The 24,050-nt window shown below is 57.5% G+C and carries 21 protein-coding genes; 12 read left to right on the top strand and 9 right to left on the bottom strand.

From position 1 onward, the window contains the following. Nucleotides 1-150 precede the first annotated feature (150 nt). The 3 genes from Q1A48_RS04895 (at nucleotide 151) to Q1A48_RS04885 (ending at nucleotide 2,037) form a co-directional block, all read left to right on the top strand. Nucleotides 151-600, top strand: a complete 450-nt coding sequence (locus Q1A48_RS04895; protein WP_299941989.1) for a hypothetical protein — start codon at nucleotides 151-153, stop codon at nucleotides 598-600. Between the two features lie 17 nt (nucleotides 601-617). Then, entirely contained in the window at nucleotides 618-1,379 is a 762-nt protein-coding gene (locus Q1A48_RS04890) for a YdcF family protein (RefSeq protein ID WP_299941986.1), read from the top strand. Nucleotides 1,380-1,743: 364 nt separating this feature from the next. Continuing rightward, nucleotides 1,744-2,037, top strand: coding sequence for a hypothetical protein (locus Q1A48_RS04885; RefSeq protein ID WP_299941984.1), 294 nt, complete (start codon nucleotides 1,744-1,746; stop codon nucleotides 2,035-2,037). Between the two features lie 31 nt (nucleotides 2,038-2,068). On the opposite strand, the gene Q1A48_RS04880 is transcribed toward Q1A48_RS04885, so the two are convergent. From Q1A48_RS04880 to miaB, 6 genes are all read right to left on the bottom strand, one after another. Further along, nucleotides 2,069-2,986 (bottom strand): TIGR01777 family oxidoreductase, encoded by a 918-nt coding sequence (locus Q1A48_RS04880; protein WP_299941982.1) that lies wholly within the window; start codon nucleotides 2,984-2,986, stop codon nucleotides 2,069-2,071. 59 nt (nucleotides 2,987-3,045) lie between these two features. Then, nucleotides 3,046-4,686 (bottom strand): apolipoprotein N-acyltransferase, encoded by a 1,641-nt coding sequence (gene lnt, locus Q1A48_RS04875; protein WP_299941980.1) that lies wholly within the window; start codon nucleotides 4,684-4,686, stop codon nucleotides 3,046-3,048. Nucleotides 4,687-4,802: 116 nt separating this feature from the next. Next, entirely contained in the window at nucleotides 4,803-5,687 is an 885-nt protein-coding gene (locus tag Q1A48_RS04870; RefSeq protein ID WP_299942030.1) for a transporter associated domain-containing protein, read from the bottom strand. A gap of 81 nt (nucleotides 5,688-5,768) precedes the next feature. Continuing rightward, on the bottom strand, nucleotides 5,769-6,239 hold the full coding sequence (gene ybeY, locus Q1A48_RS04865; protein WP_299941977.1) for an rRNA maturation RNase YbeY: 471 nt from the start codon (nucleotides 6,237-6,239) through the stop codon (nucleotides 5,769-5,771). A gap of 17 nt (nucleotides 6,240-6,256) precedes the next feature. Next, nucleotides 6,257-7,273 (bottom strand): PhoH family protein, encoded by a 1,017-nt coding sequence (locus Q1A48_RS04860; protein ID WP_299941974.1) that lies wholly within the window; start codon nucleotides 7,271-7,273, stop codon nucleotides 6,257-6,259. 206 nt (nucleotides 7,274-7,479) lie between these two features. After that, nucleotides 7,480-8,847, bottom strand: coding sequence for a tRNA (N6-isopentenyl adenosine(37)-C2)-methylthiotransferase MiaB (gene miaB / locus Q1A48_RS04855; RefSeq protein ID WP_299941971.1), 1,368 nt, complete (start codon nucleotides 8,845-8,847; stop codon nucleotides 7,480-7,482). 171 nt (nucleotides 8,848-9,018) lie between these two features. Here miaB and Q1A48_RS04850 point away from each other — a divergent pair, with 171 nt between their 5' ends. From Q1A48_RS04850 to Q1A48_RS04840, 3 genes are all read left to right on the top strand, one after another. After that, nucleotides 9,019-9,354, top strand: coding sequence for a DUF1820 family protein (locus Q1A48_RS04850; RefSeq protein ID WP_299941969.1), 336 nt, complete (start codon nucleotides 9,019-9,021; stop codon nucleotides 9,352-9,354). A 246-nt stretch (nucleotides 9,355-9,600) separates the two neighbouring features. Next, nucleotides 9,601-9,819: a hypothetical protein gene (locus tag Q1A48_RS04845; protein WP_299941966.1), complete on the top strand. Its 219-nt coding sequence runs from the start codon at nucleotides 9,601-9,603 to the stop codon at nucleotides 9,817-9,819. Beyond that, nucleotides 9,816-11,537, top strand: a complete 1,722-nt coding sequence (locus tag Q1A48_RS04840; protein ID WP_299941963.1) for a GNAT family N-acyltransferase — start codon at nucleotides 9,816-9,818, stop codon at nucleotides 11,535-11,537. The genes Q1A48_RS04845 and Q1A48_RS04840 overlap by 4 nt, the downstream gene beginning before the upstream one ends. 9 nt (nucleotides 11,538-11,546) lie before the next feature. On the opposite strand, the gene Q1A48_RS04835 is transcribed toward Q1A48_RS04840, so the two are convergent. The 3 genes from Q1A48_RS04835 to Q1A48_RS04825 form a co-directional block, all read right to left on the bottom strand. Beyond that, nucleotides 11,547-12,836, bottom strand: a complete 1,290-nt coding sequence (locus Q1A48_RS04835; RefSeq protein WP_299941960.1) for an aminotransferase class I/II-fold pyridoxal phosphate-dependent enzyme — start codon at nucleotides 12,834-12,836, stop codon at nucleotides 11,547-11,549. A gap of 107 nt (nucleotides 12,837-12,943) precedes the next feature. Next, the gene (locus tag Q1A48_RS04830; protein ID WP_299941957.1) at nucleotides 12,944-13,810 is read right to left on the bottom strand and encodes a DUF6279 family lipoprotein; all 867 of its coding nucleotides are present in this window, start codon (nucleotides 13,808-13,810) and stop codon (nucleotides 12,944-12,946) included. 239 nt (nucleotides 13,811-14,049) lie between these two features. After that, nucleotides 14,050-15,147: a LacI family DNA-binding transcriptional regulator gene (locus Q1A48_RS04825; protein WP_299941954.1), complete on the bottom strand. Its 1,098-nt coding sequence runs from the start codon at nucleotides 15,145-15,147 to the stop codon at nucleotides 14,050-14,052. Between the two features lie 539 nt (nucleotides 15,148-15,686). On the opposite strand from Q1A48_RS04825, the gene edd reads away from it, so the two are divergent. The 6 genes from edd (at nucleotide 15,687) to pyk (ending at nucleotide 23,370) form a co-directional block, all read left to right on the top strand. Continuing rightward, nucleotides 15,687-17,501: a phosphogluconate dehydratase gene (gene edd, locus Q1A48_RS04820; RefSeq protein ID WP_299942028.1), complete on the top strand. Its 1,815-nt coding sequence runs from the start codon at nucleotides 15,687-15,689 to the stop codon at nucleotides 17,499-17,501. A 51-nt stretch (nucleotides 17,502-17,552) separates the two neighbouring features. Next, nucleotides 17,553-19,013: a glucose-6-phosphate dehydrogenase gene (gene zwf / locus Q1A48_RS04815; RefSeq protein WP_299941952.1), complete on the top strand. Its 1,461-nt coding sequence runs from the start codon at nucleotides 17,553-17,555 to the stop codon at nucleotides 19,011-19,013. 193 nt (nucleotides 19,014-19,206) lie between these two features. Beyond that, a complete protein-coding gene (gene pgl / locus Q1A48_RS04810) occupies nucleotides 19,207-19,917 on the top strand; it encodes a 6-phosphogluconolactonase (protein WP_299941949.1) in 711 nt (236 codons plus the stop codon). Nucleotides 19,918-19,938: 21 nt separating this feature from the next. Continuing rightward, complete coding sequence (gene eda / locus Q1A48_RS04805; protein WP_299941946.1) at nucleotides 19,939-20,568, top strand: bifunctional 4-hydroxy-2-oxoglutarate aldolase/2-dehydro-3-deoxy-phosphogluconate aldolase; 630 nt, start codon at nucleotides 19,939-19,941, stop codon at nucleotides 20,566-20,568. Nucleotides 20,569-20,755: 187 nt separating this feature from the next. Beyond that, complete coding sequence (gap, locus tag Q1A48_RS04800) at nucleotides 20,756-21,790, top strand: type I glyceraldehyde-3-phosphate dehydrogenase (RefSeq protein ID WP_299941943.1); 1,035 nt, start codon at nucleotides 20,756-20,758, stop codon at nucleotides 21,788-21,790. Nucleotides 21,791-21,933: 143 nt separating this feature from the next. Beyond that, nucleotides 21,934-23,370 (top strand): pyruvate kinase, encoded by a 1,437-nt coding sequence (pyk, locus tag Q1A48_RS04795; RefSeq protein ID WP_299941940.1) that lies wholly within the window; start codon nucleotides 21,934-21,936, stop codon nucleotides 23,368-23,370. Nucleotides 23,371-24,050: the final 680 nt, after the last annotated feature.

Below are 24,050 nucleotides of genomic sequence, written 5' to 3'. Positions count from 1 at the left end.
TATACTCTGTGATCTAAATTTACGGGAAACCGTTCAGTGCTCCAACGGGTACGGCTACTGACCGGTATTTCAGGGGGGGTGATTGCGATCAAGTCCCGTCCCCGGAGCATCCATTAGGATGTGTAAACGCGGAATTATAGGAGGGATATTGTGACGAAGGAACCGAAGTTACCACCGAAGGCAGATCTGGTCGACGAGTTGCGCCAGGATCTGGAGAATCTGGTGGAGGGAGAGCTGGCCGTTGAGGATCTCACGGCCAATAAAGTCGCCTTCCTGCGTGCCTGGTTAAAGGATGATCTGCACCGGGCGGGGGATTATCTGCGCGGCCTCGGGGGGGAGTTGCGTACCCTTGAGGAGCGTGGCGGCAATTGGCTGCTGGATGCGGCAGATCCAACCGAAACCGCCTGGCCCAACCTGATGCGTTGTATCAAAGAGGGGAAGCCCTGGGCCCTGGCTGGGGAATATGTGGGTGCCGATGAGGAACTGCAGTGCTTGGGTTGTGGTTACCGTGTGCTGCCCCCGGAGCATACCCAGATCACCCCTTGCCACCGCTGTGGATATGGCTGCTTCCGCCAGATTGAAGGTGGTCTTGAGTATTGATCGAATTTTATCCAGTTATGGCTAACCTTTTGATGCCGCCACTGGCGCCTCTGTTGGGATTGCTGTTGGCATTTCTACTGCACTCCCTGCCTTTCGGTCCCCTGTTAGCGCGTTTGGCACTGCCATTGGCCGTTATTTCTTTCGCTGCTCTCTGGGTGAGTGCCACACCCGCGTTTTCTGCCTGGCTTGGAAAGCAATTGGGCACAGCTCCGGAAATGGCCGGTATCTCCCCCCAGGCAGTCGTTATTCTCGGTGGTGGGCGCTACCGTGACCCGGCGTCTGGCAATGAGCGCCTGTCGGCAACAAGTCTCGAAAGGGTGCTGTGGGCGGCACAAAAAGCGCCGGATCACCTGCCGCTACTGGTCTCCGGTGGCAGGATCTATAAGAATGAGCGGTTGGCAGAGTCACAGATGATGGAAGCCTTACTGGAGGGGAAACTGTTGCGGCAGGTCAGTTGGCGCGACGATTGCAGCCGTACAACTGCGGAGAATGCCGTGCACAGCGCGGCGATATTGCGCAGCGCCGGTGTGGAAAGTATTGTCCTGGTAACCCACTGGTGGCATATGCCCCGCGCAGCAGAAGTGTTTACCCGCGCTGGCCTGCAGGTGCAGCCGCTGCCGGTAGGCAGTGTAGCGGAGTTGTTACCGCAGTCACAGAGCGGCGTATTGCGCTGGGCACCCGGTGCGGTAGCGATGCTTCAAGCGCAGATCTACTGGCGGGAGGTATTGGCACAGGTATGGTATCGCTGGAGATCGCTGCCGCCGATTCACCCCTGCTGAGGAACTTTTAACATAAAGGCATTTCAGAGGCCTACTGGTTAAGAGGGGAGGGGCCGCCGGATGCCGGATAAGACTGTGATTTGATCACTTGTGGTGACAGACTTAGGATGAATGGCATCGCAGGCCGAACCCTTGAAATACCTACAGTTGGACTCAGGTTACACGCGTGCTTCCGGGGCGGCGGCATCAAACAGAACATGGAAGATCGGTTTGACTACCGGGGTTACCAATAGGCGTAACGGCGGTGGGAGACAACCATAACAATAAGCGAGATAAACCTAAGATGAAGGGCATCCCGATTTCTTTTACGCCCATCCAATTGCACAACCGATTAAACCAAGCGGTTTGGATTGGTTTCAGGCAAGTGAGGCAGGATGGCCGAACCCTGTTATTTCTCTATGCTGGTACGGAGGTTGGTGCCCAGCTAAGCAAGAACTTTGAGACATTTGCCGGGCAAATAGTGCGAGAGTTTCGTATTGACCCCGCCCAAGTGGAATTTATAGAGCTGCGTAAGGGTGCGGAAGAATCCCAATGGTATCGCTGGCATGCCCGGTGGGTTGGATCTGCACCGATGGAGTGCCACCTTGAGCGGGTGACCAGCGAATCGGCTTGCCGCTATTTGGCGGAGGCATTGGAGAGCGCCATGGCTGCGGCCTGAGACGTTTTGTGCCTATGGTCTGGTGGCACTTTCAGGCCCGTGCCCCACTGGTGGCGCTGCCCCCATTGACCAGATCTGCAAGGGCCTGCACGAGGGTGGGAAAGTGGAAGGTATAACCGCTGTCGAGTGCTGCGCGCGGTTCTACCCGCTCGCTCGTCAGTAGCAGCTCCTGTGCCATTTCCCCAAACAGGATATTCAGCAGCCAGGCGGGTGCGCGCATCATAGCTGGCCGATGCAACTGCTTGGCCAGGAGGCGGGCAAAGCTGTTGTTGGTGACCGCCTCTGGTGCACTCGCATTAAATGGCAGGCACAGATGCTGGTCGATAGCGTGTAGCATCAGCCCCACTTCATCCTCTTCGTGAATCCAGCTCATCCAATGTTCGCCAGAGCCCATGGGGCCCCCAAGCCCAAGCCGGAATGCCGGCAGCATCTGTGGCAGGGCACCACCGCGGTTGGAGAGTACAACAGCCGTGCGCATAATGCCGACACAGATACCCGCCTGTTGAAGGGGCAGGGTTGCAGCTTCCCAATCCCGGCACAACTGCGCGGCAAAACCCCCTCCGGGAGGGCTGTCTTCCTTGAGCAAATCTCCACCGCGGTCCCCATAGTAGCCAATAGCCGACCCGGACAGGAAGTAACCGGGGCGCGCTCTTTGCACGAGCGTCCAGCGCACCAGTTTCTCTGTGGTTTTCAGACGTGAATTGCGGATCTCTGCGCGGCGCCTCTCGGTCCAGCGACGGGAGATAGGCTCTCCCGCCAGGTTCACCACGACGTCTACCGGTCGCTCGACCTCTTCCGGCTCCTTACAGGCATCCACAGACTCTCCACACAGTGCGCGCACTTTATCCAGCTGCCTGCTCAGTACGGTGAGACTGCCTCCGCGGGCCAGCCACCGCTGGCAAAAGAGCCTGCCGATCAGGCCGGTGCCGCCACTGATTAAACAATGCATAGGTAGGGCGCCCCTGCCGCAGTTTCACTGGTAAAGTGCTTGCAGCATAGCAGTCATCTTCAATCATGGCGGGGCCCGGGCTGGGCTTGGGGTGTGCCCGCGGGGTTGCCGGGGCACTTTTTGCGGAAGGTTTGCGGGCCGGTGACTTCGCCGGTGGCAGGTGCCTTGGCTTGGGTACTGCCTCTTCGGCGCAGAATGACTGCCAGAGCCAGCATGGGTAGGGCCAGAGCAAATACGATGGAGATACCGGCAAGCATAAAGGGGGTGGCTCCCCGCATCGCACGGATATCGCCTGTCAAATTGACTTGTTCAAACTGGGGCAGTTGTTTCAGGATGTGTCCCTGGGGGTCCACGATGGCAGTCATGCCGGTATTGGTACTGCGGACCATATAGCGGCCGGTTTCCAGCGCGCGCATTTGCGCCATTTGCAGGTGCTGCAGCGGGCCGATGGATTTCCCGAACCAGGCGTCATTGCTGATCGTGAGAAGTACCTGGGCCGATAGTGCGCTGTTCGCCACCAGGCGTGGGTAGACGATCTCGTAACAGATGAGCGGCGCCCAGCTGACGCCCGCTGCGTTCAGCGGGCGCTGCTCGTCGGGGCCGGAGCGGATAAAGGAAGTGGGCAGGTCGAAAAACTCGATGGTGCCTCGGATCAACTCCTCCAGGGGGACGTATTCGCCAAAGGGAACCAGATGCCGCTTGTGGTAGACACCGGGACTCTGGCCGAACACTGCGGCCGAATTATGCACAACTCGGCCATTATTGTTGGGGTCGCGTCTATCGTAGAGGATGCCGCTGATCAGGTCGATTTGGGATGTTTCCGCATTGCGCTGCAGCGCCTGCATCAGGTTGGGGGCCTGCCTGTACAGCATCGGCAGGGCGGCCTCCGGCCAGATGATCACATCCACATCCTGGCTGCTGAGGGTGCGGGTACCATCTTGGTAGCGGCTTATGGTCTCTCCGCGGAATTCCGGCAACCACTTTTTCTCCTGGGGAATATTGGCCTGCACCAGCCCCACAGTGATGATCCCACCCTCGGCGTGGGTCCACACCATATGGGAAAGCAGGGCGCCTGCGGGCCAGGGCAGAAGTGCCGTGATAATCAAGGCAATATGGCCGCGCTGATTGAGTGGCACCAGGCGGCCGCTGACCACCAGGGCGAGCACAGCCGCGCCAAACGCCAGCAACAGGCCAATGCCGTAGACGCTCAGTACCGGAGCCCAGCCAGACAGCCAGGTATCCAAATGGGCGTAGCCGGCAAACAACCAGGGGAAGCCGGTCAATATCCAGCTGCGGAACCATTCGCTGATAAACCAGAGGGCGGCAAAGGCCAGGGCAAAGCTGAACCGGTTATCGGTAAAACGGCCGACAAAATAGAACGGGGTGGCCAGTAGCAACGCCATCAAGGCGACAAACCCTCCGGTAAGCGCGACCCCAAGGGGAACAGAGGCGTTGCCGAAGTTGGTAATCGAGATGTAGACCCAAGAGCCGCCGCTGGCGAACAGCCCCAGGCCGTAGCAGAATGCCAGCCACAGGGCGCTGCGTCCGCGCAGAGTTTGCTCCCCAGAGGCCAGCAAGTACAGCCAGGCCAGCAGGGCTAGGGACAGCAGGCCGCACATCCAGTAGTTGAACGGGGCAAAGGAGAGTGTCATCAGCCCGCCGGCGCCAGCGCTGGCGAGAGGAAAAAGTAATCTGCGCATAGATTCGCGTGTTCGGTGTCCTGTTGGCCAGTGTGCCCAGTTATTCAAACACCTGGGCCATCGGCCGGCGCGCTATCAATCTGCGTGCCGGCTGCGGGTTTTTAGGGCGCCCTCTGTCAACTGTCCTCTTCCGGCGGCTTGCGTATATGGGCCACGCGCAACAGGTGAATCTGCCGGTTGTCTGCATAGAGCACGCGGAACATAAAGTCCCCGAGGCGAGTCACCTCATCGCGCCCGGGGAGGTGGCCGAAAGATTGCATGATTAGACCACCAATCGTGTCAAATTCTTCATCACTGAAGGCACATTCAAAAAACGCATTGAATTCCTCGATAGGGGTGAGTGCTTTGACGATATAGTCATTGTCACCCACCCGGCGGATAAAGCTATCCACTTCCTCCTCGTCGGTCTCGTCTTCAATTTCCCCGACAATCTCTTCGAGAATATCTTCAATGGTAACAACGCCGGAGACGCCACCATACTCGTCGATAACGACGGCCATATGGTAGCGGTTTTCACGAAATTCCCGCAGCAGAATGTTCAGGCGCTTGCTTTCTGGAATGATATTGGCCGGGCGGATGATATCCTCGAGCTGAAATTCACCGACACCCTTGAGGAGCAGGGGGAGCAGATCCTTGGCGAGCAGTATTCCGCGGATATCGTCGATACTTTCACCGACTACCGGGAATCGCGAGTGGCCGGATTCGATAATTTTGGGCAAAAAGGTTTCGGGATTGTCCCGCAGGCCCACCACAACCATCTGAGAGCGGGGAATCATAATTTCCCGCACCTGCTGGGTGGAGACATCCAGTGCGCCTTCAATGATGGACAGCGCTTCCGCGTCCACCAGCTGGTTTTCAGCCGCGTCTTTGATGATGTCCAGTAACTCATCGCGGGATTTGGGTTCAGCAGAAAAAGCGCTGAACAGTTTTTCCAACCAGTTTTTTTCACTGGATCGGGACTTGCTGGACAAGTGGCTACTTGGGGGTTCGTCTGTGGTCATGGAAGTGGCCATGCTCCGGATATCTCTCATTTCTGGGTAATTGGTAGTATTTCTTGGGTAATTCGGCTGCGCAGTGGGCTGTCATTTCGCCCTCCCAGCAGGAGTGTAGGGGGCGGAAAAGCCGAGGCTACACAGCAGGTCTGTCTCCAGCTTTTCCATCACCGCTGCATCGTTATCCTCGATATGGTCATAGCCCAGCAGATGCAGTGTGCCATGGACCATCATATGTGCCCAGTGCGCCGACAGCGATTTGCGCTGCTGCTCCGCCTCCAGCTGTACTACCGGAGCACAGATCACAAGATCCCCCAATAGGGGAAGATTTAGCTCCGCAGGTAAGTCCGCTTGAAAGGACAAAACATTGGTAGGACCATCCTTGCCTCGGTACCGGTTGTTGAGCTGCTGGCTCTCTTCCCTGTCGACAATGCGCACGGAGAGTTCGGCCACCTCCCGGTGCCCGGTCAGTGTTTTGGCAACCCAGGTGTGAATGGCCTCGTCGGGGGGCAGTGGTGTGCAACGGCTGGCCCGCTGTACATCGAGTGTCAAATCAATCATGACTCGGCAGCTGGGTGTCAAGCGGCATTCTCGCTGGCCTTGCCGGCGGTCATGTCGCGTTCGGCCTCGTGAATATCGTAGGCCTCCACAATGCGTTGGACCAGGGGGTGGCGGACAACATCCTTGGCACCAAAATACGTTAAGCTGATACCCTTGACCTTGCCCAGGACTTCCACGGCGTGGCGCAGGCCCGAAACCTGTCCGCGCGGCAGGTCCACCTGGCTGGGATCGCCGGTAATGACTGCGGTGGAACCGAAACCGATACGGGTCAGGAACATCTTCATCTGCTCGCGGGTGGTGTTCTGGCTCTCATCGAGGATGACGAAGGCATTGTTTAAGGTGCGCCCGCGCATATAGGCGAGCGGTGCCACTTCAATGACGTTGCGCTCGATCAGCTTGCCAACGGTCTCAAAGCCCAGCATCTCATAGAGGGCGTCGTAGAGCGGGCGCAGGTAGGGGTCCACCTTCTGGCTCAGGTCGCCGGGCAAAAAGCCCAGCTTTTCACCGGCCTCGACAGCCGGACGTACCAGCAGAATACGCTCGACCCGGTCCTTGAGAAGGGCCTCCACCCCACAGGCCACCGCCAGGTAGGTTTTGCCGGTCCCCGCCGGGCCGATGCCGAAGTTGATATCGTTGGATTGTACTGCATACACGTACTTGCGCTGGTTCAGACCGCGCGGGCGTACCGAGCACTTTTTGGTGCGAATCAAAACCACCTGGTCGCCTTCCCCGGATTCGCCATTGCTGAGCAACTCCTCCACGCCCGACTGTTGCAGGGCCAGGTGAATCTCATCTGGAGTCAGGTGGTTATGAGAGCCGGTCTCCCGGTAGAGGGCGTTCAGTAACTCGCCGGCAGCGCGGGCGGGCTGGGATTCGCCATAAAAAGTAAACAGATTGCCGCGATTGCGGATCTCAATATCCAGCCGCTGTTCTATTTGTCGCAGATGTTGGTCAAATTGACCGCAGAGGTTGGCGAGGCGGCGGGCGTCGTTGGGCTCGAGGGTGATGCTGTGCGCGAGGGTATGTGTTTCCAAACTGGTTACGGTACCTTAATGTTAGGGGTTCATTGCTAGGGTATACCCATTTTCCCGGAATGGGAAAGACTTGAGTGCTACAAATAGGTTATATGCAAATATTGTTTTAATAACAAATAGTACTTTTTGGTGACCACAGCCTCTTCTGGGCGGCAGGACAGGGGCTGCCATTGCATCTTGCTGGGGGACAGGTTGTCCAGGACTTTTTAGAACAGACTCTGCTCCAGTTCTGATGTGAGTAATTTCCCGCGCAGGGAGTTGGGCAGGGCCTCCACAATCTGTATATCGGCAAATTTTCCGATCAGGGCCGGGTTGTCGGCGCGAAAGTTGACCACTCGGTTATTTTCAGTGCGGCCCTGCAATTGTCCCGGATCTTTTTTTGATACGCCGCTAACAAGGACCCGCTCAGTCTTGCCAACCATGCGCCGCGCAATGGCGGAGGCCTGCTGGTTAATGCGATTTTGCAGTAGCTGCAGGCGTTGTTTTTTGATTTCTTCCGGGGTGCTATCGGGCAGGTCGGCTGCCGGGGTACCCGGGCGCGGCGAGTAGATAAAGCTGAAGGAAAGATCAAAACCCACCTCCTGGATCAGGTTCAAAGTGGCTTCAAAGTCCCTGTCGGTCTCGCCGGGGAAGCCCACAATAAAGTCCGAGGAAAGGCAGATGTCCGGGCGGATTCCCTTCAGGCGGCGAATCTTGGATTTGTACTCCAGTGCAGTATGGCCGCGTTTCATGGCCATGAGGATACGATCGGAACCACTCTGTACCGGCAGGTGAAGGTGGCTGACCAGTTCCGGCACCCGGGCATAGACATCGACCAGCGCATCGGAAAACTCCACTGGATGAGAGGTGGTGTAGCGAATGCGGTCAATACCCTCGATGGTTGCAACATAGGTAATCAGCTCGGCAAAATCCACTGCATGGCCATCCTCACCGACGCTTCGGTAGGCGTTGACGTTCTGGCCCAGTAGGTTCACTTCGCGCACGCCCTGACCGGCCAGGTGCGCAACCTCCTCCAATACATCGGCAAGCGGGCGGCTCACCTCCTCGCCGCGGGTATAGGGCACTACACAAAAGGTGCAGTACTTGGAACAACCCTCCATGACGGAAACAAAGGCAGTGGCACCATCGGCCTCGGGCTGGGGCAGGCGGTCAAATTTCTCGATTTCCGGGAAGCTCACATCTACCACCACAGCGCCATTTTTTTGCGCCCGGGTCTCCATCATCTCCGGTAGGCGGTGCAGGGTCTGTGGGCCAAAAATCAGGTCCACGTAGGGTGCGCGTCTGGCGATCGCTTCCCCCTCCTGGCTGGCAACGCAGCCCCCAACACCGATCAGCAGGCCGGGATTTTTTTCCTTGAGGTGCTTCCAGCGGCCCAGTTGATGGAACAGTTTTTCCTGGGCCTTCTCGCGGATAGAACAGGTGTTGACCAACAGCACATCCGCTTCAGCGGGATTGTCAGTGGGGATCATGGCGTGAGATTCCCCGAGTAGGTCGCGCATCCGGGCGGAATCGTACTCGTTCATTTGGCAGCCGTGGGTCTTGATGTAAAGTTTCTTCACCGGTATATCGGACATATTCTGCCTGATTGAAATCTGGTCAATTGAACGGGGGGCGCATTATAGCCATACGGCTCCGCACTGCCTAGATGGCTATATTAGCGGTTGCAAACCTGTGCTATTCTTGCGCGCTTTGCCCGCTGTCTGACTAATTTTGAGGTTCGCGGTAATTCCCATTCAGAGAGACCTATGGCCAACCCGATTTATAAAGTAATTTTTCACAACCAGAACCAGGTATATGAACTCTACGCTCGGGCTATCTACCAGAGTGATATGTACGGCTTTATCGAAGTCGAAGAGTTTGTATTTGGAGAAAGGGCACAGTTGGTGGTGGACCCCAGCGAAGAGAAGCTGAAAACCGAGTTTGCTTCGGTCACGCGCTCCTATATCCCGATGCACAGCATTGTGCGTATCGACGAAGTGGAAAAGGAGGGCACGGGCAAGATCGTAGAGGCCAAAGGGGGGGACAAAGTGGCAAAGTTTCCCTTTGCGCCGCCCATCAGTCGCCCCCAGGATACCGAGTAAGGCATCCTCCCCGCCTGAACCGATGCCGCCGGGCCTGGACTCGGCGGATTGGCCGCCATCAGCCCTTTGCGCCTCTGTCTTCTGTTGCCATATAAGCTTCAAGAAAGATACACTGAACTGTCATCAAGCCGCTGCACAGTCATTGTTTAGACGACAAACCGTTTTACCGGTTTCGATTTTGACTGCGTCCCGCACAGACCTGGCCGGTGGCCCGGTTAGTTGCTGATCAAAGGCGGAAATCTTGCTATGAGAAATCGCTACCGCGCGCTGTGGATATCGGATGTCCCTCTGGGCAGCAGTGACTGCGAGTCCTGCCGGCTGGTGGATTTTCTGGCGCAGAATTGCGCTGACAGGGTTTATCTGGCCGGGGATATTTTCGATAGGCAGGCGCCGTCTCTGAAACGGGGGGCCTGGTGTCGGATGCCGACCCCCTCCAACCTTCCGGCAGAGGTGGTGGTGGCATGATTCGAGTTGAGCACCTTCTGCAGAAAAATGCCTGGTATAGCGCTGCGCCACAAAAACCCACTCGCAAACTGGTTTCCGCAACCCTGAAGAAAATCTGTTGTGAAGAGTGGGTAGTGGAATTTGGGCGGCGATACCCCCATCTGGGGGGGATCGATTTTATCCGCCAGCTGTTCACCGATCTGGATTTCCGCTACGGCCTGGATCCCTCTGAACTGGAGCGGGTGCCGGCTGATGGTCCTCTGGTGATCGTCGCCAATCATCCTCTCGGCAGTCTTGATGGCCTCGCACTGATCGATATGATCTCCCGGGTGCGCAGGGACGTGCGTGCTGTGGCCAGCCGGCTATTGTGGAGTCTCAAACCCCTGCGCCCGTTCTTTTTGCCGGTGGATAATTTTCACGGCCGCACCCACCGTGCAGATGTGCAGGGTATTTACGATCACCTCGGGCAGGGAGGGGCCATTCTGTTTTTCCCCGCCGGTGAGGTTTCTCGACTGACCCCCAAGGGCGTCAGGGATGGGCGCTGGAATCCGGGTTTTGCGCGAATTGCGGAGAAGGCCGGGGCGCCGATTCTGCCTGTTCAGGTACTCGGCAGAAATTCCTGGTGGTTTTACGGCCTGTCAGCCCTGAACAAACCCATCTCGACGCTCTGGCTGGTGCGGGAAATGTTCAAGCAGGCCAGCCGCAGCATAGAAGTGCGCATCGGCCATCCCCTCGAAGCGGAACACTTTTGCAGTTGGCCCCTGACACTGAGAGCCAAGGCCGCTCTTTGGCGCAAGCATGTCTACCAACTGCATCGCTCGCCCCCGCCCCTTGGTCCCGAATTGATCGCCGCTGCGGAGCCCCCGGCTGAGGTGATGAAATTGATTGCGCCCTGTGAGGTACTTGCCGGACAGGGTGACCTGTCGGTGCATCTCTACCGGCAGAAAGCCGACTGTCCGGTGATGCGTGAACTGGCGCGAGTGCGTGAGGTGGCGTTTCGGGCGGTGGGAGAGGGCACAGGACAGAGCCGCGACTGGGATGCCTTCGATGCGCATTATGACCACCTGCTGCTTTGGGATGGCGGGCGCAGGCGGATTGCTGGAGCCTACCGCCTGGCGTCCACCGAGGCCCTGGCGGAGGACGAGATCTACAGCAGCACCCTGTTTAATTATTCACACCCGCCGCGCGAGTGCCTGCCGGGTTCGGCGGAACTGGGGCGCAGTTTCCTGCTGCCGGAATACTGGCGTGGAGGCGGCCTGGACTTGCTGTGGAGTGCCATCGGCCAGTGGGTGATGCGCAAGAAGGTACGCTACCTGTTCGGACCTGTGTCCATGCCGGGAACATTTTCTGTGCGTGCCAAATCCGCCATTGTGCGCTATTTCTCCCGCTACTTTGCCCCCAATAGGCCCCTGGGGGACGCGCGTCTGCCCTTTCCGTGGGCCCGGGCACCTCTACCGGCATTATCCGGGGATGCATTGGCGGATTTGCGCCAATTAAAGCAGGTGCTGCGTGAAGAGGGTGTGGTGTTGCCCCCGCTCTTTAAGAAATATGCAGCACTGACCCAACCGGGAGGGACCAGTTTTCACGCATTTAATATCGATCCGGGTTTTTGCGATGCCGTGGATGGTCTGGTGGTGGTTGACCTCAGCCTGGCGGATAAGAAATTTGCCAAGCGCTATTTGAGCGGAATGGCTCCCGCTATCACATCGCCCCCCACGATTGGCCCGGCCACCAGATAGGGTGCAGGCTTAACTGCTCGCATTTCGGCACTGCGCCAGCCGCTGGCGCACACTTGCCAGTTGAACGCAAAGCACAAACACCGACAGGGCGGTATCCAGCTCTTCCAGCGCTGGGAAGCTCGGGGCTATGCGGATATTGCTGTCTTCCGGATCATTGCCATAAGGGAAGGTGGCACCTGCGGGTGTGAGTTTCACGCCTGCGTCTGCCGCCAGCTTCACCACTGCCTTTGCGCAGCCGGGGCGGGTGTTGAAAGAGACGAAATACCCCCCCTGAGGCTTCTCCCATCGGCCCATATCCGAATCTCCCAGGGCATTTTGCAGGTGCTCCAGCACACACTCGAATTTTGGTCTGAGAATACTGGCATGCTTGTGCATATGCTCTTCAAGCGTGGTGCATTCGGTGAAAAAGCGCGAATGGCGCAGCTGATTCACTTTGTCCGGGCCTATGGTCATCGCCTGCATTTGGTGCTTCAGCGAATCCAGATTGGCGCTGCTGGCGCTGACGAAGGCAACACCCGAGCCCGCGTGGGTGACTTTGGATGTGGAGGCAAACTGCAGCACGGAATCCACAGTGTCGTTTTCCAGGGTGGCTGCGCGGATACTGGCAAGGCTGATAAAGTGTCCCAGGTCATGCACGGCGTAGGCGTTATCCCAGAAAATACGGAAACCGGGATTGGCAATCTGCCCCAACTGGGCCAGGCGCTCCACCGTTTCCCTATCGTAGGTGATACCACTGGGATTGGCGTATTTGGGCACACACCAGATGCCGATAATGTCACTGTCTTCGCGGACGTGCTTTTCGACGCACTCCATATCCGGCCCCCCTTTCTCCAGGGGGATGGCGAGCATACGGATGCCGAGCTGCTCGCAAATCGTAAAATGGCGGTCGTAGCCGGGCACCGGGCAGAGAAACTTGGGGGATTCCAGCTCCCGCCAGGGAACATTGCCGGCGAAGCCGAATAGGTATCCGGTCAGTACGGCATGGTACATCAGGGTCAGGGAGCTGTTGCCACTCGCCATGACTTCCTCTGTTGGCACCTGCAACATATCCGCGCCCAGGGCCCGGGCGCAGGTAAGGCCGGTCATGCCGCCATAATTGCGTGTATCCGTACCGTCGGAGGCACGATAATCGGTGGCGAGAATGCCATCGAGTTTGTCGGATAAATTCAATTGTTCCGCCGAAGGTTTGCCGCGGGTAATATCCAGGTTCAGTGCATGCTGGCAGATTCGCTCGTAGTGGGCACTCAGTTCCTTTTCCCATTTGGCTAATTGGCTGCTGGTGGCGGATTCAATGTGCACGGGGGTTCCCCTGGCTGATCATTTAAGTGTGCGAGCTTAACAGCCTGCCGGTGCCTTTGCCTGCAGTATTCATCCGTTAAGGTGATCGAATGGGTATGGCTGCAGTTTTACTGGCTCGCCAGTATACGGAAATTTTGCGCATATTCCCGCAGGGTGCGACTCAGGTGATGGCGCTGGGGCGGAGTTGTGCTGGATAATATCTGTTCGGCGAGTTCGCGCGCCTGTTCCTGGCGCCGCTCCTGCGCCTGCCGGTATTGGGGTGACCAGAGTTGCTGTGGGTCTACCAGCAGATTGCGCAATGTTGCCACATAGCCTGGCGGTTTGCTGCGCAACAGGCCAATAACTTTCGATTGCCAGAGTTGCCTCTGCGCACTGCGGGACTGGGGATTGTACTCCACCTTGGAGACCCAGGCGGCGATCAGATTTATCTGTTCTTGCGAGAGGTGTCCGAGCCAGCGCTCGCCTTCTTTGCGGATCTGTCGGTTGCGCTTCCGCCGGATCTTCTCCGGCGGCTGCTGCCATTCTTCCAAAGCCTTTTGCTGTTTTTTCCGCAGGTTTTTCTGCAACTCGTCAATTTGGTGTTTATCCAGCTGCGCCACAATGGGAAGAAACAGGTCGTAGGCACTGTCGCTGGCGCTGTGCAAAAACTGCTGTAGCTGCTGTTCCACAGGTTCCAAGCGGGGGCTTTCCAGTGCGCCCTCATCCACTCCGTCGGCCAGGCGGGTTAGAAACTCCGCGTAATGTTCCAACTGGGTCTGTCGATGCCAGCGGAAAAAGCTGTCCAGGGCAGCTTGCAGTTCAGCCGCCTGTGCCCGGTTTAAGTCCACATAGTCGTGCACTTTCCAGCGTATCCAGTAATCGATATTGTTGTAGGCGAACTGGACACTGGAACAGCTGCCAATGCATACAAAAAGGGAAATTAGCGCAATTTTGCGCCAGAAATATATTATCAGCGTACCTGGTGGCTGTGCCATCGGCGCTTTCCTGTGGAAATTGTTCGGTCGCTTCCGGCGGGGCAACTCCAAGCATAGATGATAGGGCAATGGCCGACGCAATGGCATTTCCGATGCCGATGGTCATCCCGCCTGTACCGGGGTCATATCCCTGGCACGCTAGGACTGGGCCCCGTGTCAACCAGACCCTGCCGGACAATCTGTGCCAGATACGAAAAACAGGGGTCAGGATTAATGAACGTCAAGCCTTCGGAGCCCAGTTATCCGGTCTTTTTATGGGACGCTGGCTGAGCTTGAATGGTAGAAGATTGTTTTGGTGCCGCTCCAGTGGAATCCCGCACGATCAGCCTGGGAGTGAAACGGCGGGTAATACTCTCCTGCGATTTCTCCTTCCCCATATTCCCCTTGCAGTGAATCCGCTCAAGTGTCAACTCTGCCGCACAACGGCCGATTTCCTCGTTGGGCTGGTGGGCAGTGGTGAGTTTGGGACAGGTCTGGCGTGAAAAGGGGCTGTCCTCAAAGCCTGCAATGGACAGCTGCTGCGGCACATCAATGTTCATCTTGCGTGCGGCAAAGAGAGCGCCTGCGGCAATTTCATCATTACCGGCAAAGACGGCGGTGGGGGGGGAGTCGGACTTCAGTAGGGCAGTGGCACCTGCCACGCCTGAGTCGAAAGAATATTCCCCTTCAAGAATCATCTGGTCGTCGACAGGCAGTTGCGACTCCTGCAGTGCCCTCATATAACCCTCGAGGCGGCCGAGGGTGGAAAAGTGTTCAATGCCTCCGTGCAGGTAACCGATGCGCCGATGCCCGAGCTCCACCAGGTGCCGGGTTATTGAAAAGGCCCCGGCACCGTCATCCACCTGAATACAGTTTTCCTCCATCTGGTCCAGCTGGTCGGCAGCCTGGGAGGAGAGAATCCGCACAAATTCCACATTCAGCGCTTTCAGGGTGTCGATGACCTCGGGGTATTCAGAGAAGGGGGGGGTGAGGATCAGGCCTGCGATCCGGCTTTGCTCCACCAGTTTGTGCAGTTCGTCGTGAATGGAGGGCGATTTGGCGCTGCTGGGATGGATCAGCAGTTCATAGTCCCGCGCCCTGCAGGCTGCGAGGATACCGTTTTGCATATCGATCACGTAGTAGGCATCGGGGTTGTCGTAAATCAGGGCTATGGAATAGGAATGAGTGCCTGCCAGGTTGCGCGCCGCCAGATTGGGGCGGTAATCGAGCGCCTGTATTGCCATAAGGACCCGCGTTCTGGTGGTCGGACGTACAGAGGGTTCATTGTTGATGACCCGTGAGACGGTCTTAATCGACACCCCTGCACGCTTGGCAACGTCAGTGATAGTGACTTTCATAGAATAACAATACTAGTTTGCCGAAGTCCGTGTTGAGGCCAGGCTACCCAGTGCTGTATTGCCAATATGTAAATTTCTTACATATTTTGGTTGGGTTTTACTCGTCTATCAAGTCAGTAATTCCATATAAAAGAGATAACATCCTCTTATTTCGATAAAAATTAGGTCAATTAACGCTAAAAAAAGCACTTTTTACCTGAATGTTATTGAACTCGAATAACATATTCAGGAAATATTGAATTTTATGTAGTTTTACTACATAGTGTCTGTCAAATAAGGTTGAGTCCTTTCCGGGCGCTGTTGTGGTGAAGCCCGGCCCTTTTGCCCAGAAACGCCCTGGGGTTCTCTCTGGTCCAGATGCTTTTGTGGGGTGATAGGCCGCCAGTCGCACTACAACCCAAGGGCTGGAGTAGGGTTTTCCACAGTGGATTGTCTTTTCAGGGCTAGATGGTCAGTGGTGGTGGGAATACCGCCAAAATCGGGTGTTGGCAGATGGCCCGAGGTGGCCACTCCAACAGAGTGAATACGGAAAAGTCATGGTGCACAGTAAGGTTCAGGCAGTTACGGAGCGCATTATCCTGCGCAGTGAAGAATCCCGCGCAGACTATCTGACGCAGGTGGAAAAGGCGCATATTGAAGGTCGCGCCAGTGCACACCTGTCCTGCGGCAACCTGGCCCATGCCATTGCCGCCTCTCCGCAAAGAGACAAGCAATTGATCGCCTCGGGGCGTGGGCCCAACCTGGGGATCGTCACCGCCTACAACGATATGTTATCTGCGCACCAGCCCTTCGGGACTTACCCGGCCCGCCTGAAAGAGGCGGCGACGCGTCACGGAGCCAGCGCCCAGGTGGCCGGTGGTGTGCCGGCGATGTGTGACGGCGTTACCCAGGGGCGGCCGGGTATGGAGCTGGGTCTGTTCTCCCGCGACGTGATTGCCATGTCCTCAGCAGTGGCGATGTCCCACGATGTGTTTGAGGGCGCCATGTTCCTCGGCACCTGCGACAAGATTGTCCCCGGGATGGTGATCGGGGCGCTGGCATTCGGGCATCTGCCCACGATCTTTGTACCGGCGGGCCCTATGCCCACCGGCCTCTCCAATACGGAAAAGGTGCGGGTACGCCAGCTCTATGCCGAGGGCAAGGTGGGCCGTGCAGAGCTGTTGGAAGCGGAGAGTGCTTCCTATCACAGTGCCGGCACCTGCACCTTCTACGGTACAGCCAACAGCAACCAGATGCTGATTGAAATTATGGGGCTGCAGTTGCCGGGCAGCTCTTTCGTCAATCCCGGCACCGGACTGCGCGATGCCCTGAACGAAGCGGCAGTGGCGCAATTGGTAACAATTACCGAGCCCAGCCAACACACACCGATCGCCAAGATTCTCACAGAAAAAGCCTTTGTTAATGGCGTGGTGGGGTTATTGGCAACCGGTGGTTCCACCAACCACACCTTGCACCTGGTGGCCATGGCCCGTGCTGCGGGCATCCAGCTGACCTGGCAGGATATGGCGGATCTCTCCGAAGTGGTGCCGCTGCTGTGTCATGTTTACCCCAACGGCACCGCAGACATTAATCACTTTGCCGCGGCGGGCGGTATGCAGTTTTTGATTCGAGAATTGCTCTCTGCCGGTCTGTTGCACCCGGACGTACACACAGTGCTGGGGGATTCGGGGCTCAAGCCCTATTGCTGCGATCCTTTCCTCAACGATGCCGGAGATGGCGTGGTATGGCGGCCAAGTGCTGAAGAGAGTGCCGATACCTCGGTGATTCGCCCGGTGAGCAATCCCTTTTCCCACCATGGCGGTCTGCAATTGCTTGAGGGCAATCTGGGCCGCAGCGTGATCAAGGTTTCCGCGCTGAAAACCGCGCAGCTCAAGATCAGGGCGCCGGCCATTGTACTGCACAACCAGGATGAACTACTGGCGCGTTTTAAGGCCGGCGAACTGGAGCGGGATTTTATCGTTGTGGTGCGTTTTCAAGGCCCCCGCGCCAATGGTATGCCGGAGCTGCACAAGCTGATGCCGACGCTGGGGGTACTGCAGGATCGCGGATTCAAAGTGGCGCTGGTGACAGATGGGCGCATGTCCGGGGCTTCCGGCAAGGTGCCGGCGGCCATCCATATGTCCCCCGAGGCCGTTGAGGGGGGAGCCATTGCCAGGGTGCGCAACGGCGACCTGATTGAACTGGACTGTGAAGCGGGTGTACTGCGCGTGCTTGTGGATGAAAAGGTATTCGCCGCGCGCAAACCCGCTCAGTGCGATCTGTCGGAAAACGCCCGCGGCATGGGTCGAGAACTCTTCGCGAATATGCGTGCAATGGCCAGTGGTGCGGAGACGGGCGCCAGTATTCTGTATTAACCGGGACGGTGCCGCCAGGCATTGCAGGAAAACGATCTCAGAGCGGAACCTATGCTTGATCCTTTTGACATGGTGTTGTTTGGTGGCGTCGGTGATCTTGCCTTGCGCAAGTTGATACCGGCGCTTTACCGCGCGTTTAGAGAGGGCAGTCTGGCACAGGATTGCAGAATCCTCCCGGTATGCCGACGCCGGGAAGATGCCGATCATTACCTGGAAACCGCACAGCGGGCCCTGCAGGCGCACCTGCGCGAGGGTGAATACTGTGACTCCATTTGGTGCGATTTCAGCCGGCTGCTGTGTCCCGTGGCGTTGGATATAGCCGTGCCCGATGCCCGGTGGGAACACCTCGCGGACATCTTGGGTGCAGACCCCGGGCGTGTGCGTATTTTCTACCTGGCAATCCCACCGGGAGTCTTTGGCCTTTGCTGTGAAAACCTCAACAGAAAGGGTCTGATCAGTGAGAAAGCCCGAGTGGTTGTGGAAAAGCCACTGGGCTACAACGCACAGACCTCCGGCGAAATCAACAGCAAACTCGCCAGCTATTTTCCCGAAGACAATATATTCCGCATTGATCACTACCTGGGCAAGGAAACCGTACAAAACCTGCTTGCCCTGCGTTTCTGCAATGTGTTGTTTGAGCACCTGTGGGATGCAAAAGCGATCGACCATATCCAAATCAGTATCTCGGAAACGGTCGGCCTGGAGGGGCGCGCCGGTTTTTACGATGAGACGGGCGCACTGCGGGATATGGTGCAAAACCACCTGTTGCAGCTGTTGTGCCTGATCGCGATGGAATCGCCCAACACCATGTCCGCGAAAAATATTCGCGCGGAGAAAATCAAGGTGCTGGAAGCCCTGCGCCCGCTCGCGGCATCAGAAGTGGATAAGAATGTCGTGCGCGGGCAATACGTGGCTGGAGAGATCGACGGGCAGCGTGTGCCCGGCTACCTGGACGAATTGGAACACGGTGCCAGTGCTACGGAGACATTTGTCGCAATACGGGCGCATATCGACAGCTGGCGCTGGGCGGGTGTGCCCTTTTTTCTGCGTACCGGCAAGCGTATGGATAAGCGCTGTGCGGAAATTGTGGTGCAGTTCAAGAAAGTCTCCCATCACGTCTACGATGAAAGTGCCGGCAAAGTCATTCCCAACCGCCTGGTAATCCGCCTGCAGCCCGAAGAGAGTATCAAGCTGATATTGATGGCCAAGAAGATGGACAGTCTGGCCACAAAGTTGCAGCAGGCGGAATTGAATTTAAACCTGTCGGATACCTACGACAGCTTCCGCAGCGATGCCTATAAACGCTTGATGCTGGATGCCGCGGCCAACAATCCGGCGCTGTTTATTCATCGCGATGAAGTGGCCGCAGCCTGGGACTGGGTCGACCCGATTATTGAACACTGGCGTGACACCAATAATCAGCCCAAACCTTACACCGCGGGAAGCTGGGGGCCGACGGAGGCCGGTGAATTGCTGGCCCGTAGCGGCCGCCACTGGTTTAACGCCAAGTAATGATTGCTGGGGTTGCCTGTCTGCGACAGGGGCACCTCCAGGGAAGTACTAGTAAAGCAGGAGGGAAGAATAGCCCTCTGCCAGGATCGTATGAGGCATGGATGCCGATTTCGAGCGTACAAGGATGTATTCACAGCGTGTCCTGGGAGAGGGGTATTCTTTCCTTCCGACCCGGTAGTAACTGGAAATACCCATGGTAGAGGAAAAATTTTATCCCGATCGCGAGCGTCTGGTACAGGTGTTTGCGCATGACTGTGCCTATGAGTTGCAACAGGGGATCAAGGCGCAGGGCCATGCCACCTTCCTGGTCTCTGGTGGCAGCACGCCAGAGCCTGTTTATCGCGCGCTTTCCAAGCGCCCGCTGCCCTGGTCGCACATTACTGCCGCGCTGGTGGACGAGCGCTGGGTGGACCCATCGCAAAGCGGCAGCAACCAGGCATTTATTCAACAATGCCTGTTACAGGATTGTGCCGCAGACGCGACACTGTTGGCCATGAAAACCTCTCACGCAACAGCGGCTGAGGGAGAGGCTGAATGTGAGCGCGCCTACGCCCGGCTGCCGCGCCCTTTCGATGTCTGCGTTCTGGGAATGGGTGCTGATGGCCACACCGCCTCATGGTTTCCCCATGCACAGGGCCTTGCACCCGCGCTGAATCCGCACTCTGAAAAACTCTGCAGCGCCATTACTGCCAGGCAGAGTGACGTGACCGGTACTTACACCGAGCGTATGACCTTGACCGCAAACGCCATTTTGCAGGCGAGAAATATCAAACTACTGATTACTGGCGGGGAAAAACTGAAAGTTTACCGCGAAGCTTTGCTCGGCAGTGATGAAATGGAAATGCCGGTGCGCAGCATTCTCAAACAGGCACTGAAACCGGTCACGGTTTACTGGGCACCTTAACGAACGATCTGGATGTGACGGATGCAGAAAAATATCGCCGACATTTTACCGGTTGCCGGTGTTGTTCCGGTACTGGTGATTGAACACCCCGAAGATGCACTGCCCCTGGCGGCGGCGCTGCTCGAAGGCGGCCTGAGTGTACTCGAAATTACCCTGCGCACCGAGGCTGCCCTGGATGCAGTGGAACGGATTGCCAAACATTTGCCCGAAGTGCAAATAGGCACCGGTACCATTTTAAATGGCGACGATTTGCGGCGCTCCACCGAGGCCGGCGCCAGTTTTGTGGTGAGCCCAGGAGCGACCGAGCGATTGTTGGCGGCTGCGGATGATTACGATGTACCGCTGCTGCCCGGAGCGGCCAGTGTTTCCGAGGTCATGCGCCTGTTTGAGCGCGGCTATCGCTACCAGAAGTTTTTCCCGGCCCAGGCCGCCGGTGGTGCACCGATGCTGAAATCTATTGCGGGCCCGCTGGCGGAAGTGCGCTTCTGCCCCACTGGTGGTATCAGTCCGGATAACGCAGCGAGCTATCTGGCCCTTGGCAATGTGATTTGTGTGGGTGGCTCCTGGATGGCACCCAGCGCTCTGGTACGGGAGAAAAAATGGGCGGAGATCACCCGCCTGTCAAAGCAGGCTGCGGCATTGAAACCTTAATAGGCCGATAGCCATGCGCTGGCACCGGCCGTTGCAAAAGTCAGCCCGCAGGTAGGGTTGTGGCAGTTGCCATCCGGCCAGTCGCAGAGAGTTGCCTGGGCTAACGGGTTCAGTGCCACAAACGTTCGGTAAAAGGTATCCGCACAGGCAGGCAGCGCGGAAAGCCAAAACAATAGGGTAACGCCAGATGAAAATAAACATTGCCATCAATGGTTACGGTCGAATCGGCCGCAATGTCACTCGGGCCATCTATGAATCCGGCTATCGCGATCATATCCGGCTGGTTGCGGTCAACGATCTCGCCCCGGTGGCCACCAATGCGCACCTCACCCGTTTCGACACGATCCACGGCCGCTTTGCCACCGAGGTAACCGTGGATGGCGACGCGCTGGTGATCGGTGGCGACCGCGTGCAGGCTTGTCAGGAGCGCGATCCGGCCAGACTGCCCTGGGGGAAACTCGGTGTGGATCTGGTGCTGGAATGTACCGGTCGCTTTACCGACAGAGCCTCTGCCTGCGCACATATTGAAGCGGGCGCCGGTGCCGTACTGATTTCCGCGCCCTCCAAGGACGCCGACCTTACCGTGGTGTACGGTGTCAATGATGCGACCCTGAGCGCGGACCACCGGGTGGTTTCCAATGCATCCTGCACCACCAATTGCCTGGCGCCAGTGGTGCAGGCGTTGCACCGCGGGCTGGGTATTGAGCGCGGTTTTATGACCACCGTGCATGCCTATACCAATGACCAGAACACCCAGGATGCAGTCCATGCGGATATGTATCGGGCCCGCGCTGCAGCCGATAATATGATTCCCACCAAGACCGGCGCTGCCGCTGCAGTGGGCCTGGTACTGCCGGAATTGAAAGGCCGGCTCGATGGTATGGCAGTACGCGTTCCCGTGAACAATGTCTCCCTGGTAGACTGCCAGTTTATCGCCGCTCGCGATACGACCGTCGAAGAGGTGAACCACATCATGCGGCAGGCTGCGGAGGCCAGCAAGGGGGTGTTGACCTATTGCGACCGGCCCCTGGTTTCCGTGGATTTCAACCATACCAGCGCCTCCAGCCACTTCGATGCCAATCACACCCGTGTGAACGGCAATCTGGTAAAAGTGATGGCCTGGTACGACAATGAGTGGGGATTCTCCCAGCGTATGCTGGATACCAGCCTGGCCATGGCCGCCGCGTTGCAGCTGCAGTTGCCGGTTGCTGAGTCTGCCTGATCTGTGCGTAAACCTGTTCCACAGCCTGCAAACAGGGACGGGAATGGCCTCGCACTTTATGCGGCGCATCAACCCAGCGCCAACAGTAGCTGGGTTGCCCCCGTTCACTTTTATCTTCTTACTTGATCAATTCACAGGACCTTATGATTCGCCATACCAAAATCGTTGCCACCCTGGGCCCCGGTACTGACAAGCCCCATATTATCGAGGAAATGATTCGAGCCGGCGTCAATATCGTGCGCCTGAATTTCTCCCACGGCTCCGCGGACGACCACCGCCGCCGGGTACAGGAGGTGCGTAACGCCGCGACCGCACAGGGCAGGACCGTTGCTGTACTGGGCGATTTGCAGGGACCCAAGATCCGCATTGCACGCTTTGCCGAAGGCCACGTGGTGCTGGAGGACAACGACGAATTTACATTGGACCTCGACTGCCCGCCCCAGGGCGGCGATGCGCAACGCGTTGGGGTCGACTACCCGAGCCTGGTCAGCGACTGCAAGTCCGGCAGTGTCCTGTTGCTCGATGACGGCAAGATCCGCCTGGAAGTGACCGGCACTACCCCGAGCAAACTCTACTGCCGCGTGTTGCAGGGTGGCCGGTTGTCCAATAACAAGGGTATCAACCTGCTCGGTGGCGGCCTGTCTGCCCCGGCGCTGACGGAAAAAGACTACCGGGATATTGAGCTGGCCGCAGAGCTGGAGGTGGATTTCCTCGCGGTGAGCTTCCCCCGCTGCGCCGAGGACCTGGAAACTGCCCGCAAGGCGATACAGGCTGCCGGTAGCCAGGCCGCCATTGTGGCCAAGGTGGAGCGCGCCGAAGCGGTTGCCGATAGCGCACAGATGGATGCCCTGATCTTTGCCTCGGATGCCATTATGGTGGCCCGCGGTGATCTGGGGGTCGAGATCGGAGATCCGGCCCTGGTGGGGGTGCAAAAGAAACTGATCCATCGCGCCAATGCCCTCAACCGCGGCGTGATCACCGCAACCCAGATGATGGAGTCCATGATCACCAGCCCCACACCCACCCGCGCCGAGGTGATGGACGTGGCCAATGCCGTACTGGATGGGACCGATGCGGTGATGCTTTCCGCCGAGACCGCCGCCGGTGATTACCCGGTGGCGGCAGTGGAGTCCATGAGCGAGGTGATTGTGGGGGCCGAGCAATACCTCGGCAGTGTGCCCTACACCCCGCAGGAGCACGGCGCCTCGGACCGTATCGATACCGTGATCGCCCAGGCGGCCATCGATGTGGCGGCGCGGGTGGAAAACCTCTGTGCGGTGGCGGCACTGACGGAATCCGGACGCACCCCGCGCATGATGTCCCGAGCCAATACCCACTTGCCGATCTACGCGCTTACCCGGCATCCGCGTATCGCACGCCAGTTGGTACTGCTGCGGGGGGTTGAGCCGGTCAGCTTCGATCCGGCCGCAGTGCCTCTGGGGCAATTGACCGGCGCCGTTATTGAAGTGCTGAACTCGCGCATTGACCTGCAAAAGGGGCAGCGCATTCTCATCACCCAGGGAGAACGGGTGAATGTGGGCGGCTACACCAGCTCCATGCGGATTAAGGAAATCGAATAACCGGCCCCCCCTATAGCCACCATAGATCCGGCGCCGCTGCGGGGTTGCGGTGGCAGGGCAGCGGGCGATACCCTGTCAGCACTGGGTGCTATCCGCGGGTTTTTGATCCACCCGGGCACCCTGCATTTCCAGTCCTTACCCATTCTGTGCACAAGTTCACAGTGAGCCTTCCGCTTTTGGCTGCCAGATCCTGATTTCAGGAAATTATCCATTTTTATTTTGCTAATAATGGTGCGCACTGAAACGAAGGTGCCTGCTGAAAGGGGCATCTGCAGCAGAAATTCTGTTGTGGTTGTATCACACTACGACAGTGCCCTTTTCATTGGTACAACGGCAGAGGCGTGGGAATACCCTATTAAAAAATCAAATAATTTTAATTATTTCGAAACTTTTTATTTTTCAATAGGGCGTCAATATCGTGTAATGGCATAGCGCTGTTGCCTTTTGCCGAATTGCGTTAATCTCTTCAGGCGGGTGACCATACCGGCTGTAACCCGATACCGGAGGGCGCCGGGCGGTGCCTGCCGGCATTGCAGTGAAACTATTGGTGAATAGACATTGCATAGCCCAAGCGGTGGGCAGCCAACACTATTTAAGTTTTCACAAATTGCGATTACCCTAATCCAGCAAGTTTTTTACGGGTATTGCGCTAGGGGATCGCCGTCTGGTGTATTCCGGGT

The organism is uncultured Microbulbifer sp. (genome assembly GCF_947489355.1).
Classification (GTDB): Bacteria; Pseudomonadota; Gammaproteobacteria; order Pseudomonadales; family Cellvibrionaceae; genus Microbulbifer.
The sequence above is the reverse complement of the archived record's forward strand: the minus strand, read 5'-3'. Positions and strand labels throughout refer to the sequence as shown.

What these genes read in the sequence shown, in the direction of transcription:
- Q1A48_RS04840 (WP_299941963.1), top strand. Translation starts at nt 9,816, where the DNA reads ATGATTCGAGTTGAGCACCTTCTGCAGAAAAATGCCTGGTATAGCGCT.
- Q1A48_RS04850 (WP_299941969.1), top strand. Translation starts at nt 9,019, where the DNA reads ATGGCCAACCCGATTTATAAAGTAATTTTTCACAACCAGAACCAGGTA.
- ybeY (WP_299941977.1), bottom strand. Translation starts at nt 6,239, where the DNA reads ATGATTGATTTGACACTCGATGTACAGCGGGCCAGCCGTTGCACACCA.
- Q1A48_RS04825 (WP_299941954.1), bottom strand. Translation starts at nt 15,147, where the DNA reads ATGAAAGTCACTATCACTGACGTTGCCAAGCGTGCAGGGGTGTCGATT.
- Q1A48_RS04890 (WP_299941986.1), top strand. Translation starts at nt 618, where the DNA reads ATGGCTAACCTTTTGATGCCGCCACTGGCGCCTCTGTTGGGATTGCTG.
- eda (WP_299941946.1), top strand. Translation starts at nt 19,939, where the DNA reads ATGCAGAAAAATATCGCCGACATTTTACCGGTTGCCGGTGTTGTTCCG.
- zwf (WP_299941952.1), top strand. Translation starts at nt 17,553, where the DNA reads ATGCTTGATCCTTTTGACATGGTGTTGTTTGGTGGCGTCGGTGATCTT.
- Q1A48_RS04880 (WP_299941982.1), bottom strand. Translation starts at nt 2,986, where the DNA reads ATGCATTGTTTAATCAGTGGCGGCACCGGCCTGATCGGCAGGCTCTTT.
- pgl (WP_299941949.1), top strand. Translation starts at nt 19,207, where the DNA reads ATGGTAGAGGAAAAATTTTATCCCGATCGCGAGCGTCTGGTACAGGTG.
- gap (WP_299941943.1), top strand. Translation starts at nt 20,756, where the DNA reads ATGAAAATAAACATTGCCATCAATGGTTACGGTCGAATCGGCCGCAAT.
- pyk (WP_299941940.1), top strand. Translation starts at nt 21,934, where the DNA reads ATGATTCGCCATACCAAAATCGTTGCCACCCTGGGCCCCGGTACTGAC.
- Q1A48_RS04845 (WP_299941966.1), top strand. Translation starts at nt 9,601, where the DNA reads ATGAGAAATCGCTACCGCGCGCTGTGGATATCGGATGTCCCTCTGGGC.
- miaB (WP_299941971.1), bottom strand. Translation starts at nt 8,847, where the DNA reads ATGTCCGATATACCGGTGAAGAAACTTTACATCAAGACCCACGGCTGC.
- Q1A48_RS04870 (WP_299942030.1), bottom strand. Translation starts at nt 5,687, where the DNA reads ATGACCACAGACGAACCCCCAAGTAGCCACTTGTCCAGCAAGTCCCGA.
- Q1A48_RS04830 (WP_299941957.1), bottom strand. Translation starts at nt 13,810, where the DNA reads ATGGCACAGCCACCAGGTACGCTGATAATATATTTCTGGCGCAAAATT.
- lnt (WP_299941980.1), bottom strand. Translation starts at nt 4,686, where the DNA reads ATGCGCAGATTACTTTTTCCTCTCGCCAGCGCTGGCGCCGGCGGGCTG.